The 14,776-nt window shown below is 43.2% G+C and carries 13 protein-coding genes; 7 read left to right on the top strand and 6 right to left on the bottom strand.

Annotated elements, in window-relative coordinates:
• Window positions 1–47 precede the first annotated feature (47 nt).
• Window positions 48–302, top strand: coding sequence for a hypothetical protein (locus BacF7301_RS13130; protein ID WP_167963458.1), 255 nt, complete (start codon window positions 48–50; stop codon window positions 300–302).
• A gap of 227 nt (window positions 303–529) precedes the next feature.
• Here the strand turns inward: BacF7301_RS13130 and eno are convergent, their stop codons facing one another.
• The 5 genes from eno to BacF7301_RS13155 form a co-directional block, all read right to left on the bottom strand.
• Window positions 530–1,810 (bottom strand): phosphopyruvate hydratase, encoded by a 1,281-nt coding sequence (gene eno, locus BacF7301_RS13135; protein ID WP_167963460.1) that lies wholly within the window; start codon window positions 1,808–1,810, stop codon window positions 530–532.
• A 179-nt stretch (window positions 1,811–1,989) separates the two neighbouring features.
• Window positions 1,990–2,652 carry a pentapeptide repeat-containing protein gene (locus BacF7301_RS13140; protein ID WP_167963462.1) on the bottom strand — a complete coding sequence of 221 codons (663 nt, stop codon included), beginning with the start codon at window positions 2,650–2,652 and terminating at the stop codon, window positions 1,990–1,992.
• 30 nt (window positions 2,653–2,682) lie between these two features.
• The gene (gene crcB, locus BacF7301_RS13145; RefSeq protein WP_167963464.1) at window positions 2,683–3,060 is read right to left on the bottom strand and encodes a fluoride efflux transporter CrcB; all 378 of its coding nucleotides are present in this window, start codon (window positions 3,058–3,060) and stop codon (window positions 2,683–2,685) included.
• A 19-nt stretch (window positions 3,061–3,079) separates the two neighbouring features.
• A complete protein-coding gene (locus BacF7301_RS13150) occupies window positions 3,080–3,856 on the bottom strand; it encodes a hypothetical protein (RefSeq protein ID WP_167963466.1) in 777 nt (258 codons plus the stop codon).
• A gap of 13 nt (window positions 3,857–3,869) precedes the next feature.
• Window positions 3,870–4,703, bottom strand: a complete 834-nt coding sequence (locus BacF7301_RS13155; protein ID WP_167963468.1) for a M23 family metallopeptidase — start codon at window positions 4,701–4,703, stop codon at window positions 3,870–3,872.
• Window positions 4,704–4,973: 270 nt separating this feature from the next.
• Between BacF7301_RS13155 and BacF7301_RS13160 the strand changes: the two genes are divergently transcribed.
• The 6 genes from BacF7301_RS13160 (at window position 4,974) to BacF7301_RS13185 (ending at window position 14,106) form a co-directional block, all read left to right on the top strand.
• On the top strand, window positions 4,974–7,133 hold the full coding sequence (locus BacF7301_RS13160; protein WP_167963470.1) for a glycoside hydrolase family 97 protein: 2,160 nt from the start codon (window positions 4,974–4,976) through the stop codon (window positions 7,131–7,133).
• Window positions 7,134–7,296: 163 nt separating this feature from the next.
• A complete protein-coding gene (locus BacF7301_RS13165) occupies window positions 7,297–8,706 on the top strand; it encodes an amidophosphoribosyltransferase (protein ID WP_167963472.1) in 1,410 nt (469 codons plus the stop codon).
• A gap of 119 nt (window positions 8,707–8,825) precedes the next feature.
• Window positions 8,826–10,049 (top strand): peptidase T, encoded by a 1,224-nt coding sequence (gene pepT, locus BacF7301_RS13170; RefSeq protein WP_167963474.1) that lies wholly within the window; start codon window positions 8,826–8,828, stop codon window positions 10,047–10,049.
• 68 nt (window positions 10,050–10,117) lie between these two features.
• Window positions 10,118–11,203, top strand: coding sequence for a glycine cleavage system aminomethyltransferase GcvT (gene gcvT / locus BacF7301_RS13175; RefSeq protein ID WP_167963476.1), 1,086 nt, complete (start codon window positions 10,118–10,120; stop codon window positions 11,201–11,203).
• 151 nt (window positions 11,204–11,354) lie between these two features.
• Window positions 11,355–13,628: a monovalent cation:proton antiporter family protein gene (locus BacF7301_RS13180; RefSeq protein ID WP_167963478.1), complete on the top strand. Its 2,274-nt coding sequence runs from the start codon at window positions 11,355–11,357 to the stop codon at window positions 13,626–13,628.
• Between the two features lie 52 nt (window positions 13,629–13,680).
• The gene (locus BacF7301_RS13185; RefSeq protein ID WP_167963480.1) at window positions 13,681–14,106 is read left to right on the top strand and encodes an HIT family protein; all 426 of its coding nucleotides are present in this window, start codon (window positions 13,681–13,683) and stop codon (window positions 14,104–14,106) included.
• A 156-nt stretch (window positions 14,107–14,262) separates the two neighbouring features.
• Here the strand turns inward: BacF7301_RS13185 and BacF7301_RS13190 are convergent, their stop codons facing one another.
• Window positions 14,263–14,685, bottom strand: coding sequence for an RNA-binding S4 domain-containing protein (locus tag BacF7301_RS13190; RefSeq protein WP_167963482.1), 423 nt, complete (start codon window positions 14,683–14,685; stop codon window positions 14,263–14,265).
• Between the last annotated feature and the right edge of the window lie 91 nt (window positions 14,686–14,776).

A 14,776-nucleotide genomic window follows, 5' to 3' on the forward strand; every position in this document is an offset into this window, starting at 1 on the left:
TAGAGTGTCTTTTATAATGAATATTAATTTAATTGGAGGTGAATAAGTTGGAAACGTTATTAGCTATATTAGGTTTTTTAATTCCCGGGCTTGTTTGTTACTGGTATAATCAATGGAGAGAAAGAAAAAGAAATGAAAAGTTGTGGGAACAGGCGATAAAAGGTGAGTCGTTACGACAAAAATGGAGAGAAGCAGAACAAAAAACGGATGGAGTATATGATAATGAGGGTTGTGTGTGGTTCGTAGATCCTGACGGTAATACAAGAACCAAATTGGACGAAGACGATGAGAAGAAAGGGTAGTTTGATACCTTATTGAATGTGGCTTATGATTTTGCTGTATATTTAGTGAGGAAATTAAATAATGCTTTATTACTACGTTATATAAAGTTGTATAAAGGTATAAATTGCGGTGTGTACTTTGAGAGGATGTGTGTTACTATTATCTAGATTAAAGAGGGGCAAACAGAAAAGGATAGATTTTCAGGCAACCTATCCTTTTTAATATTTCAAGCTAAGTAAGAATCTATTTACTTAATTCTCTTATATCCATACACAGCCAAATCACCAAGCTCTTCTTCGATACGAAGCAGTTGATTGTATTTAGCCATACGGTCAGAGCGGCTCAAAGAACCAGTCTTGATTTGTCCGCTGTTGGTAGCTACTGCGATGTCGGCGATAGTAGCATCTTCCGTTTCACCGGAACGGTGAGAAGTAACGGTAGTATAGCCGTGACGGTGAGCCATTTCGATAGCGTTCAATGTTTCAGTCAATGAACCGATCTGGTTTACTTTAATCAGGATAGAGTTGGCGCAACCTTTTTCGATACCCATTGCAAGGAAATCGACGTTTGTCACGAACAGGTCGTCACCTACCAATTGGCAACGGTCGCCGATACGTTCGGTCAGTTTCTTCCAGCCTTCCCAGTCGTTTTCGTTCATACCGTCTTCGATAGAGTCGATAGGGAATTTGTTGATTAGCTCTTCCAAGTAGTCAACTTGCTCGTCGGAAGTGCGTTTCTTTCCTTTTTCGCCTTCAAACTTAGTGTAGTCGTAAATACCGTCATGGTAGAATTCAGAAGCAGCACAGTCCATACCGATCATTACGTCTTTGCCAGGTTCGTATCCTGCTGCTTTAATAGCGGCGAGAATAGAATTCAAAGCGTCTTCCGTGCCTTCCAGGTTAGGAGCGAAACCACCTTCGTCACCTACGGCAGTGCTAAGACCACGGTCTTTCAATACTTTCTTCAATGCATGGAATACTTCAGCACCCATACGCAAACCTTCTCTGAAAGAAGGAGCACCTACCGGGCGAATCATAAATTCCTGGAATGCGATAGGAGCATCACTATGTGAACCGCCATTGATGATATTCATCATCGGCACAGGCATTACATAGGTATTTGTTCCACCGATATAGCGATATAAAGGAAGGTCTAAATAATTGGCAGCAGCTTTGGCTACGGCAAGAGATACACCGAGAATAGCGTTGGCGCCTAAGTTTGATTTAGTTTTGGTGCCATCCAATGCCAACATAGCGTAGTCGATTCCTCTCTGATTGAGTGAAGACATTCCGACCAGTTTCGGGGCAATGATTTTATTTACATTGTCAACCGCTTTTTGTACACCTTTTCCACCGTAGCGTTGTTTGTCACCATCGCGAAGCTCCAACGCTTCGTGTTCACCTGTGGAAGCACCTGACGGCACTGATGCGCGTCCCATAATGCCTGATTCCAATACTACGTCAACTTCTACTGTGGGGTTACCTCTTGAATCGAGAATTTCTCGAGCTACAATTTTTTCAATTTTCATCGTTTCTATTGTTTTTGAATAAGATTTTGCAAAAGTACGGACTTGACGGGGAGTGAGAAATCACTATAAATAGGTATTCTTTTCGTTCCTATTCCCTATATGTCGTTAGTCCAACCTTATAATATAACAACGGGACGATGCTTTTTGTTTGAGCGTAACGGGGTGAAATTTGCAGGATTTTAATCCTCGATGACAACGCCTAGCAGCGGAAGTAAATCCATCGCTTGCAGAGAGGTGATGATAGCCCCTTTCAGGTCACTGATATTAAGCGTGATTCCGCTGATACGGGAAGTGCGCAAGTCTATTCCGCGAAGCGGGGCATGCGAGAAGTCGGCTTCTACCAGGTCGCAGCTATCGAAAGCGACGGATGAAAAACGGCAGTCGTTCAAACTTCCGTTTCGAAGCTGGCTGTGTGCAAAACGTACCTGATTCATCTTACTCATTGCCAGGTTGACGTATCCCGCATTGCAATCGTGTAGCAGGACATGATTCATGGTTGTCTCGGATAGATTGGTTCCTAAGAGTTTGCAGGAGATAAATTCTACCCGGTAAAGGGAACTTTCGGCAAAAGAGATGTTTGATAAATCGCAATTCTCAAACCGGACATCGGTCAACTGGGAAGAACGGAACTTACATTCGCTAAAGGTCTGATGCCGGAAAGTACAGTTCTTGAAGCTCTTGTAGGATTTGTCGATACCTTCTTCTCTTCCTTTACAGAATAGAAGATGGGAGATGGTTTCTTCTCTGTCGAGCCACTCTTGCAAGGTGTTTGTACTGATTTCCTGTTCTTCCGTCATGGGTGGAACTACGCGGACGGGTTTTGCTGAATTTCTTTTTATCATGCCGTAAAGATAGCTTTTATATTCGGATATTTAGATTTGCTTTCCCACATATCCACCGGCCAGTGCGGCAGCCAGTCCTATTCCTATACTTAATAAGGTATAGAGGATGAATGTTCCGTAGAATTCTCCTTTCAACAGACCTATACCGTCACTGGAAAAAGTGGAGAAGGTGGTGAAACCACCGCACAATCCCGTTGTCAGAAATAGGCGGACTTCGAAAGGAAGATGGAACCGTTCTGAAAGGGCATAAAACAGGCCGATAAGGAAACTGCCAAGCAGATTGACGGTGAACGTAGCCCATGGAAAATGGTAGGGGACAATCCGTTCGTGCATGAACAACTGGACGCAATAGCGTAACGCACTGCCGGTGCCGCCCCCGATAAAGATATAGATAATTTCTTTACTCATTTGATTTTGGATATTTGTATTATTTATATGCGGCTTCAAAGTCCTTCTCGAATTGCCGGAAGCCACCGGGATAGATACGGTCTATCCGTTCAGAAACGGTTGACGAGTCATTTTTGTTTTGCAGGGAAGCGATGAGGCTTTTTAGTATGTCCTTGGAGACTGTTTCTATCCAGAATGTGACAAGCGCGTGCGCAAGAATATATGAATATTGCTCGTCAGTTGCCTGTCGTTTCATGAATTTGCCGTGTCCGCTATTTAAGAATGTAGGGAGATCGACTTCTCCCAGCATATACATTGTGCGGATTCTGCCTTGTTCGTATTCGGTAAAGGTATGGCGGAGTCCTTTCTTCGTCACTTTGCAATGCTCGAAATATTCAGATAAGCCTTCGTTGAGCCAGCTAGGCGGGAATTTCCCCAGGATTTGCCGGACGAAATGATGGCTGAGTTCGTGATAAATTATAGCGAGGCTTCGTTCCCGTCCTTTCTCTCGTCCCAGTATGAATGCCTTTTGCAGTTTGGGTGAATATACGCCGCTTGCTTTGAATGGCAGGGATATGTTTACACTTTCAAGATATTTTAAAGCCTCTTTTCTATCCTCGAATACATGCAACTGAAGGGTAAGCGTATCGGGTAATCCGAATTGCGTATAGAAGTTGACTTCGTGACTGATAAATTGCTCGATATCTCGACGGTCTTTATCAGGGAGCGGGTCACCGCTATACTCTATTTTGACGGTTTGCGCATTGAGCAGACTGTAAAAGATAAAAAACGAAAAAAGAAGAGAAAGTACACGCATAATGATATTACTGTTATTTCTGATTCTTATGTTTCATATATTTCTTTTTGTCGCGTTTGCTCATATCCTGCATGATAAGTTCATCATCGACAACTGCCTGATAGATTGTTTTCTCTTTGAGCTTAACGTCTCCTTCTGTTGTACGAAACACAGGTATGAAGTGGGAATAAGGATATCCCGAAGATTCTCCGCCTTTGAATTTATTCTCATCCAAAAAGAAGAAGGAGATGGAAACTCTCGAAGGTCCTGCTTTTCCTACGGGTTGTCCGACATGTACTTCTTCACCCGGCTGAATGAAATTCTCGCTCATTACCAGATAAGCCGAGAAAGTCTGGTCGGCGTGATAGACAAGCAATTGCCGTGGATTGGTTGTCTTGCAGGCTATTCCGCTGCGGGTGGCATAAACTAAGTCACCTTCTTTTATGCGGAAGTTGAGCGTCTTTACTGATTCTCGCGGGTCGGTTTGCCAGCCCGTTTTTTGCCCGTCTTTCACAGGTAAGGCATAAGGAGTGTTGATTTGAAAGTTTGCAGGAAACTTACCGCGATAGTGTTTGTAGCTCGATGCACTCTTGAACGGATTATCGAACGATGCATTCTTTTCTATTTTGAATATGGTATTTTTTCCGGGAGTCAGATTGTATGAACGGTCACTCATGCGATATAGATAATAGTCGCAATAATCCTCGTTGTAGTAATTCAGTTCCTGGTTACCCTGTGTGTCCGTTTCCCATTTTGATTCAACGATTCCGAACGGACGTTCCATTAACTTTCGCAAGGACTGGGCGGAGATATGGCAGGCGGATAGGGAGAATGCGAATAAGATAATAAATTTAAGGTGTTGCTTCATAACTTAAATAATAGATTGTATAACCTTTAGAGAAATAAATAATTGCTTGCAAATATAGAAAGAAACTGCGATATATGAATGTTATCATTCTATTTTATTCGGCAAAGCTACTATATTTTCTCTTCTTAGTATGTCTTGCAATTTGCTTATAATTAGTGTCTTATGTAATATGTGATACTCTTGGCATCTATATTTTGATTATAAAGAAAAACAGTCGCCATGTTTCCTGTCTATCTTTGCCATACGATTATTAACTAACGTATTTATATCATGAAGAACATGAAAACAAGAACCGCAATGTGGCTTTGCCTGCTGCTTGCTTTTTTAGTCGGTACATCAGCAAAAGCTGAAAGTATTACTTCTCCCGATGGGCAATTGAAGCTTAATTTCTCCGTCAACGCACAAGGAGAACCCGTGTATAGACTTTCTTATAAGGGAAAGGATGTGATTAAACCTTCCAAACTGGGATTGGAACTGAAGAATGATCCGGGGTTAATGAATGGATTTATTTTGGTCGATACCAAAACTTCTACTTTTGATGAAACTTGGGAACCGGTGTGGGGAGAGGTAAAATCAATACGCAATCATTATAATGAAATGGCTGTTACCTTGAATCAAAAGGCACAGGATCGCAATATTACTATCTGCTTTCGTCTTTATAATGATGGTTTGGGATTTCGCTACGAGTTTCCGCTACAAAAGAATTTGAATTACTTTGTTATTAAGGAAGAACATTCGCAGTTTGCCATGACAGGGGATCATACAGCCTTTTGGATTCCCGGTGACTATGATACGCAGGAATATGACTATACCGAATCCAAACTTTCGGAAATCCGTGGATTATTACAGGGAGCAATTACCGGAAATGCTTCTCAAACCTCTTTCTCGCCAACAGGTGTACAGACTTCTCTGCAAATGAAAACAGCCGACGGCTTGTATATCAACTTGCACGAAGCTGCTTTGGTAGACTATTCTTGCATGCATTTGAATCTCGACGATAAGAATTTGATTTTTGAATCATGGCTGACACCGGATTCGCAGGGAGATAAAGGATATATGCAAGCTCCTTGCCGGTCGCCCTGGCGCACGGTGATTGTTAGTGATGATGCCCGTGATATTCTGGCTTCCAAGTTGACGTTGAACCTGAACGAGCCTTGTGCCTACGAAGATGTTTCCTGGATTAAGCCTGTGAAGTATATCGGTGTGTGGTGGGAAATGATTAGTGGAAAAAGCTCATGGGCATATACGGACGATGTTTATTCCGTGAAACTCGGTGAGACGGATTATTCAAAGACAAAGCCGAACGGACGGCACGCTGCGAATAATGACAATGTGAAACGTTATATTGACTTTGCGTCCCAACATGGATTCGACCAGGTATTGGTGGAAGGCTGGAACGAAGGTTGGGAAGACTGGTTCGGCAATTCGAAAGATTATGTATTTGATTTCATAACTCCTTATCCCGACTTCGATTTGAAAATGCTCAATGCCTATGCGAAAGCAAAAGGAGTGAAGTTGATGATGCATCATGAAACCTCTGCTTCTGCACGCAACTATGAACGTCATTTGGATACTGCTTATCAATTTATGGTAGATAATGGATATGATGCTGTCAAGAGTGGTTATGTAGGTAATATCATTCCTCGCGGAGAACATCACTACGGACAATGGATGAATGATCATTATCTGTATGCAGTGAAGAAAGCGGCGGATTACAAGATTTGTGTAAATGCGCACGAAGCGGTTCGCCCGACCGGATTATGCCGTACTTATCCCAATCTGATTGGCAATGAATCGGCACGCGGTACGGAATATGAAGCCTTCGCAGGCAATAAGCCGTTCCATACGACGCTGCTTCCTTTCACCCGTCAGATTGGCGGCCCGATGGATTATACTCCGGGTATCTTCGATACAAAACTCTCTTTCCTGCAAGGCGACCATAGTTTTGTGCGTACTACGTTGGCTAAACAACTGGCTCTTTATGTTACGATGTATAGCCCGTTGCAGATGGCAGCCGATTTTCCGGAGAATTATGAACGCCACCTGGATGCTTTCCAATTTATTAAAGATGTGGCGCTTGATTGGGATGACAGTAAATATCTGGAAGCGGAACCGGGAGATTATATCACTGTAGCCCGTAAGGCAAAAGGTACTGATAACTGGTTTGTGGGTGGTATCACCGACGAAAATCCCCGCACTTCTACGTTTGCACTCGATTTCCTTGAACCGGGAAAGCAATATGTAGCTACGCTGTATGAAGATGGTAAAGACGCGGATTTTGAAAAGAATCCTACTTCTTATCAAATAAAGAAGGGCATCGTAACCGCTAAAACCCGTATCTCAGCGAAACTTGCCCGGAGCGGAGGATTTGCGTTGAGTCTGATTGAAGCAACCCCGGCAGACAAGAAGATAATTAAGAAATGGAAATAAGATTCAGGTAGAGGGATTGTTCCCGGATTCCCCGCTTTTAATAAATATTAGTTGTTGCCCCGCAAAGAAATATTAAACTTTGCGGGGCTCTTTTTTTATCAGACGGATTCTTTTTTGTACTTTTGCGCATCTTTTTTAAAACATCATCAATAAAGAGAACGACATGGGAGGTTTTTTCGGAACAGTCTCGAAAACTAGTTGCGTGACTGATTTATTCTACGGTACAGATTATAACTCACATCTGGGTACAAAGCGGGGAGGACTCGCGACATATAGTAAGGAAAAAGGGTTTATCCGTTCCATTCATAATTTGGAAAGTACCTATTTTCGAACCAAGTTCGAAGGAGAACTGGACAAGTTTAAAGGAAACGCCGGCATCGGCATTATCAGTGACACAGACGCACAACCTATCATTATCAACTCTCACCTCGGCCGCTTCGCCATTATCACCGTCGCAAAAATAGTCAATATCCAACAACTGGAGGATGAACTTCTCAGTCAAAATATGCACTTCGCCGAACTAAGTTCGAGCAACACTAATCAAACGGAACTTATCGCACTGCTTATAATACAAGGTAGAAACTTTGTCGAAGGTGTCGAAAATGTGTTCAAGCATATCAAAGGTTCTTGTTCCATGCTTATCCTGACGGAAGATGGAAGTATCATCGCCGCCCGCGACCAGTGGGGACGTACTCCTGTTGTAATCGGCAAGAAAGACGGTGCTTATGCTGCGACAAGCGAATCATCCAGTTTCCCGAATCTGGATTATGAGATTGAGAAATATTTGGGACCGGGTGAAATTGTCCGTATGTATGATGACCATATTGAACAGCTTCGCAAACCGAACGAGGATATGCAGATTTGTTCTTTCCTGTGGGTGTACTATGGTTTTCCGACTTCTTGCTACGAAGGCAAGAATGTGGAAGAAGTCCGTTTCACAAGCGGATTGAAGATGGGGCAGACGGATGAATCGGAAGTGGATTGTGCCTGTGGTATCCCTGATTCGGGAGTAGGTATGGCTTTGGGGTATGCAGAAGGAAAGGGAGTTCCCTATCATCGCGCCATCTCAAAATATACGCCGACATGGCCTCGCAGCTTTACACCCAGCAATCAGGAAATGCGTTCGTTGGTTGCCAAGATGAAGTTGATTCCGAACCGTGCAATGCTTCAGGGAAAACGTCTGTTGTTCTGTGACGATTCAATAGTTCGCGGTACGCAGCTACGTGACAATGTGAAGATTCTATATGATTATGGAGCAAAAGAGGTGCATATGCGTATCGCCTGTCCGCCGTTGATTTATGCTTGCCCGTTTGTGGGATTCTCTGCTTCCAAGAATGCATTGGAATTGATTACCCGCCGTATTATTCAGGAACTGGAAGGTGACGAAAATAAGAATTTGGAAAAATATGCTACTACCGGTTCTCCCGAATATGAAAAGATGGTCAGCATCATTGCCGAACGTTTCGGCCTGTCTTCCTTGAAGTTCAATACGCTGGAAACACTGATTGAAGCTATCGGATTGCCCAAGTGTAAAGTGTGTACACACTGCTTTGATGGCAGTAGTCACTTTTAAAAAAGATTATACAATAAAAAAGAGCCGTGAATTGCTTTGTAATTCACGGCTCTTTTTTTACCTTTACGGCATTGTAAACTATCAAATAGTAAGTAGTAAATCGTTAAATCGTAAATAAAATGACTTTAGTAGACAGATTTTTAAAGTATGTGAGCTTCGATACGCAATCTGACGAATCGACAGGGCTTACTCCCAGTACTCCGAAACAGATGATATTCGCCGAATACCTGAAAGCGGAATTGGAATCTTTGGGATTGGAAGATATTACTTTGGACGGGCATGGTTATCTTTTTGCTACGCTTCCTGCCAATATAGATAAAGAAGTGCCGACTATCGGTTTTATTGCCCATATGGATACAAGTCCTGATATGAGCGGTAAGGATGTGACTCCGCGTATCGTTGAAAAGTACGATGGCTCGGACATTGTGCTTTGTGCGGAAGAGAATGTAATCCTTTCTCCTGCGCAATTCCCCGAATTGCTGGATCATAAGGGCGAAGACCTGATTGTGACCAATGGAAAAACTTTGCTCGGTGCTGACGATAAGGCGGGTATTGCGGAAATCGTTTCGGCAATGGTTTATCTGAAAGAACATCCCGAAATCAAGCATGGAAAGATTCGTATCGGATTCAATCCCGATGAAGAAATCGGTGAGGGTGCCCATAAGTTCGATGTAGAGAAATTCGGTTGTGAGTGGGGATATACAATGGATGGCGGTGAAGTGGGAGAGCTGGAGTTTGAGAACTTCAATGCTGCTGCTGCCAAAGTTATCTTTAAAGGGCGCAATGTGCATCCTGGCTATGCCAAGAATAAGATGATTAATTCTATCTTCCTTGCCAACCGGTTTATAACCTTGCTTCCTGCACAGGAAAGGCCCGAACATACTACGGGATATGAAGGTTTCTATCATCTGATAGGAATTCAGGGTGAAGTGGAACAAAGTACTGTTTCTTATATCATCCGCGACCATGACCGTGCTAAATTTGAAGACCGCAAGAAGGAGATAGAACGCCTGGTGGCTCAAATGAATGAAGAATATGGCGCAGGTACGGTAACTCTTGAGTTGCGCGACCAATATTATAATATGCGTGAGAAGATAGAGCCGGTAATGCATATCATCGACACTGCTTTTGCCGCAATGGAAGCCGTTGGTGTGAAGCCGAATGTGAAACCGATTCGTGGCGGTACGGATGGCGCGCAACTTTCTTTCAAAGGGTTGCCTTGCCCGAACATCTTTGCCGGTGGTCTGAATTTCCACGGACGCTACGAGTTTGTTCCTGTTCAGAACATGGAAAAGGCTATGAAAGTCATTGTGAAGATTGCCGAACTGGTCGCTTCCAAATAAAAAATCTTGCTTGGACTGCTTTCTGATAGCACATAATACTTAATACTTGAAACTTAATACTTAAAATAATGAAAACCACTCCGTTTACAGAGAAACATATAGCACTTGGTGCTAAGATGCATGAATTTGCAGGTTATAATATGCCTATTGAATACTCCGGTATCATTGACGAACATCTCACTGTTTGTCAGAATGTCGGTGTGTTCGATGTGTCCCATATGGGAGAATTTTGGGTGAAAGGGCCGAATGCGTTGGCTTTTCTTCAAAAAGTGACTTCCAATAATGTGGCGGCGCTGGCTCCGGGCAAGATACAGTATACTTGTTTTCCTAATGAAGAAGGTGGTATCGTAGATGACTTGCTGGTTTATCATTTTGAACCGGAAAAATATATGTTGGTAGTCAATGCTGCCAATATGGAGAAGGACTGGAACTGGTGCGTTTCCCATAATACGGAGGGTGCGGAACTGGAAAATTCTTCGGATAATATCGGGCAGCTTGCTGTGCAGGGTCCGAAAGCGATTCTTGCTTTGCAGAAGTTGACGGATATTGATTTGTCGGCTATTCCGTATTATACGTTTAAGGTAGGAAAGTTTGCGGGCAAAGAGAATGTGATAATCTCCAATACGGGCTATACAGGTGCGGGAGGTTTTGAGCTGTATTTCTATCCGGATGCTGCTGATGCTATTTGGCAGGCTGTTTTCGAAGCAGGTGAAGAGTATGGTATCAAGCCTATCGGTTTGGGAGCTCGTGATACGCTTCGGCTGGAGATGGGATTCTGTCTGTATGGAAACGACTTGGATGATACAACCTCTCCGATAGAAGCCGGATTGGGATGGATTACTAAGTTCGTGGACGGTAAGAATTTCATCAACCGTCCTATGCTGGAAAAGCAGAAAACGGAAGGTGTTACCCGTAAATTAGTCGGTTTTGAAATGATTGACCGGGGGATTCCTCGTCATGACTATGAACTGGTGAATCCGGAAGGTGAGAAGATTGGTGTAGTGACTTCGGGTACTATGTCGCCTACTCGCAAGATCGGTATCGGTATGGGGTATGTGAAGCCTGAATATAGCAAGGTTGGTACGGAAATCTGCATTGATATGCGTGGACGTAAATTGAAAGCGGTAGTGGTAAAGCCACCTTTTAGAAAATAAGAATAAAACTCATTTTATACTTTAGCCCCGGATAAGTTTCGACGTTTTCCGGGGCTAATTGTTTTTATGGCGATTATCCCGAAACATATCCCTTAATATGTTGTTTATACCATAGATTTATTATAATTTTGTCATCAAATACGATGAAATAATGTCTCAATTACCTACGCTTATAGCCGACCTCGCACTGATATTGATATGTGCGGGTATTATGACTCTATTATTTAAGAAGTTAAAGCAACCTCTAGTCTTGGGGTATGTTGTTGCCGGCTTTCTGGCAAGTCCGCATATGCCTTATACGCCTTCGGTGATGGATACTGCGAATATCAAAACATGGGCGGATATAGGTGTTATCTTCTTGCTGTTTGCCCTCGGACTTGAATTTAGTTTTAAGAAGATTGTGAAAGTGGGCGGCTCTGCTATTATTGCTGCCTGTACTATTATCTTCTGTATGATTTTGTTGGGAATAGGTGTCGGCATGGGTTTTGGTTGGCACAGGATGGATAGCCTGTTTCTGGGTGGTATGATTGCAATGTCTTCCACTACCATTATTTATAAGGCTTTCGATGATCTCGGACTAAGGAAAAAGCAATTTACCGGATTGGTATTGAGTATCTTGATTTTGGAGGATATTTTGGCTATCGTGTTGATGGTGATGCTTTCTACTATGGCGGTGAGCCACAATTTTGAAGGCACGGAGATGTTGGAGAGTATCGGTAAATTATTATTCTTCCTTATTTTGTGGTTTGTAGTTGGTATCTACCTGATTCCGGAATTTCTGAAGCGTTGCCGTAAGTTAATGGGGGAGGAGACTCTGCTTATCGTGTCGTTGGCGCTATGTTTCGGTATGGTAGTGATGGCTGCCAATACCGGATTCTCTGCTGCATTCGGTGCGTTTATCATGGGCTCTATCCTGGCGGAAACGATTGAGGCGGAATCCATAGACCGGTTGGTGAAACCTGTAAAAGACCTTTTCGGAGCTATCTTTTTCGTATCGGTGGGTATGATGGTGGATCCTGCGATGATTGTGGAATATGCTGTGCCTATTATTGTGATTACTGTGGCTGTTATTTTAGGGCAATCTATCTTCGGGACTTTTGGAGTGATACTCTCCGGTAAACCTTTAAAGACGGCTATGCAGTGCGGATTCAGTTTGACGCAGATTGGTGAGTTCGCGTTTATTATTGCATCTCTGGGTGTCTCGTTGCATGTGACGAGCGACTTTCTGTATCCGATAGTGGTAGCGGTTTCCGTCATTACTACCTTTCTTACTCCTTATATGATTCGCTTTGCCGAACCTGCTTCTTCTTTTGTTGACGCTCATCTTCCCGCTTCGTGGAGGAAGCTTCTGATGCGTTACTCTTCCGGCTCACAGACTGCGCTCAACCATGAGAATTTGTGGAAGAAGCTGATATTGGCAATGGTGCGTATTACGGTGGTTTATTCCATTGTCAGTATATCGGTTATTGCGCTTTCTTTCCGTTTCGTCGTCCCTTTCTTCAAGGAGAATTTGCCGCATTTTTGGGCTTCATTGTTGGGGGCGGTATTTATCATTCTTTGTATTGCTCCCTTCTTGCGGGCTATAATGGTGAAGAAAAACCATTCGGTGGAATTTATGACTTTGTGGCATGACAGTCGTGCGAATCGTGCTCCTTTAGTATCGACAATCGTTATCCGTATTATGATAGCGGCACTCTTTGTCATCTTTGTGATTTCCGGTTTGTTCAAAGCGTCTATCGGATTGGTTATTGGTGTAGCTGTGCTTGTCGTATTGTTGATGGTATGGTCGCGCCGCTTGAAAAAGCAATCTATTTCGATTGAACGTCGTTTCTTTCAAAATCTGCGTTCCAGGGAGGTACGTGCGGAGTATTTGGGAGAGAAAAAACCGGAATATGCCGGACGTTTGTTGTCGCATGACCTGCATCTGGCGGATATGGAAATTCCGGGAGAATCCAATTGGGCGGGAAAGACATTGATGGAGTTGAATTTGGGAAAGAAGTTTGGCGTTCATGTGGCTTCCATTCTTCGGGGGAAGAGGCGGATTAATATTCCGGGTGGCTCTGTTCGCCTGTTTCCGATGGATAAAATACAGGTAATAGGGACGGATGAACAGTTGAATGTGTTCAATGAAGCGATGCAGAATGGAGCGAAGGTGGACTGGGAGATATACGAAAAGAGTGAAATGACCTTGAAACAGTTTATCATTGATGGTGATTCTGTTTTCTTGGGCAAAACGATACGTGAATCGGGTATCCGGGATAAATATCATTGCATGATAGCAGGGATAGAAAGTGAGGACGGGACATTGATGGTGCCCGACGTAAATACAGCTCTCAAAGAAGGTGATGTGGTATGGTTAGTAGGGGAAAAAGAGGATGTGTACCAATTAGTCAATCAAAAAAACGAAAAAGTACAAGCCGGATAAGAATGGAATCCTTATTTTTGTGGCGATAAAAACTTAAAATTATAATAATATCATGAAGAGCGATCCAAAAGAGTGTCTGTATTGTCAGAACAATGAAACGCTGCATAATCTGATGATTGAGATTGCGCAGTTGAGTGTGTCACGTGTATTCCTGTTTAAGGAACAAACATATCGTGGACGTTGCCTTGTAGCATACAAAGACCATGCGAATGATTTGAATGAGTTGAGTGACGAAGACCGTAATGCTTTTATGGCTGACGTAGCACGCGTTACCCGTGCCATGCAAAAAGCTTTCCAGCCGGAAAAGATAAATTATGGCGCTTACTCTGATAAACTATCCCATTTGCACTTCCATTTGGCACCTAAATATGTGGATGGGCCTGATTATGGTGGTGTATTCCAAATGAATCCGGGAAAGGTTTATCTGACAGATGAAGAATATCAGGAATTAATTGATGCTGTAAAAGCACATCTATAAATGATAATTTACCGGCGTAGCGCCGGAGCAAGGTTTCCATTCGGTATTCCCAAAGAGCATAATCATATACAGTTCCGCCCTTTCAGGGTATGCCTAAAACGATAACATGCCGAATGGAAATCTTGTTGGGGCGCTACGCCCCTAAACTCCCATTTACTATTCTTTACTATCAAAATCGAAATCAAAGTCAAAATCATCTATAAACTCCGGCGCTGTGAAATCTTCCAGTTCCCGGCGGTCTTTTTTGGTAGGACGTCCGGTGCCGCGTGCACGGTCTATGAATCCGCTGATTTTGCTCATCTCCAATAGTTCGTATTGGTCAGGGGTAGTCACGTTCTCCATCACTTCCGGTACGAGCTTTGCGCCTATACGCTTTTCGATAGCTTGCAGTACTTTGAAGGAATAGGTGATAGGCGGCTTTTTCACTTGAATGACATCTCCCGGTTTCACCATACGCGCAGCCTTGACCAGGGAGCCATTGATGGTGACACGTCCTTTTTTGCAGGCTTCTGCTGCAATTGTGCGTGTCTTGAAGATGCGGACAGCCCACATCCATTTATCTATTCTTGCTTCAGCCATATTTTTAATGATTAGCTGGTTAGTGATTAATTGGCTAGTGGTTAATGATTACTAGTGCTTAATGATTAGTGGTTGGTAAGCGATTAACGAA

The organism is Bacteroides faecium (assembly GCF_012113595.1).
Taxonomy (GTDB): domain Bacteria; phylum Bacteroidota; class Bacteroidia; order Bacteroidales; family Bacteroidaceae; genus Bacteroides; species Bacteroides faecium.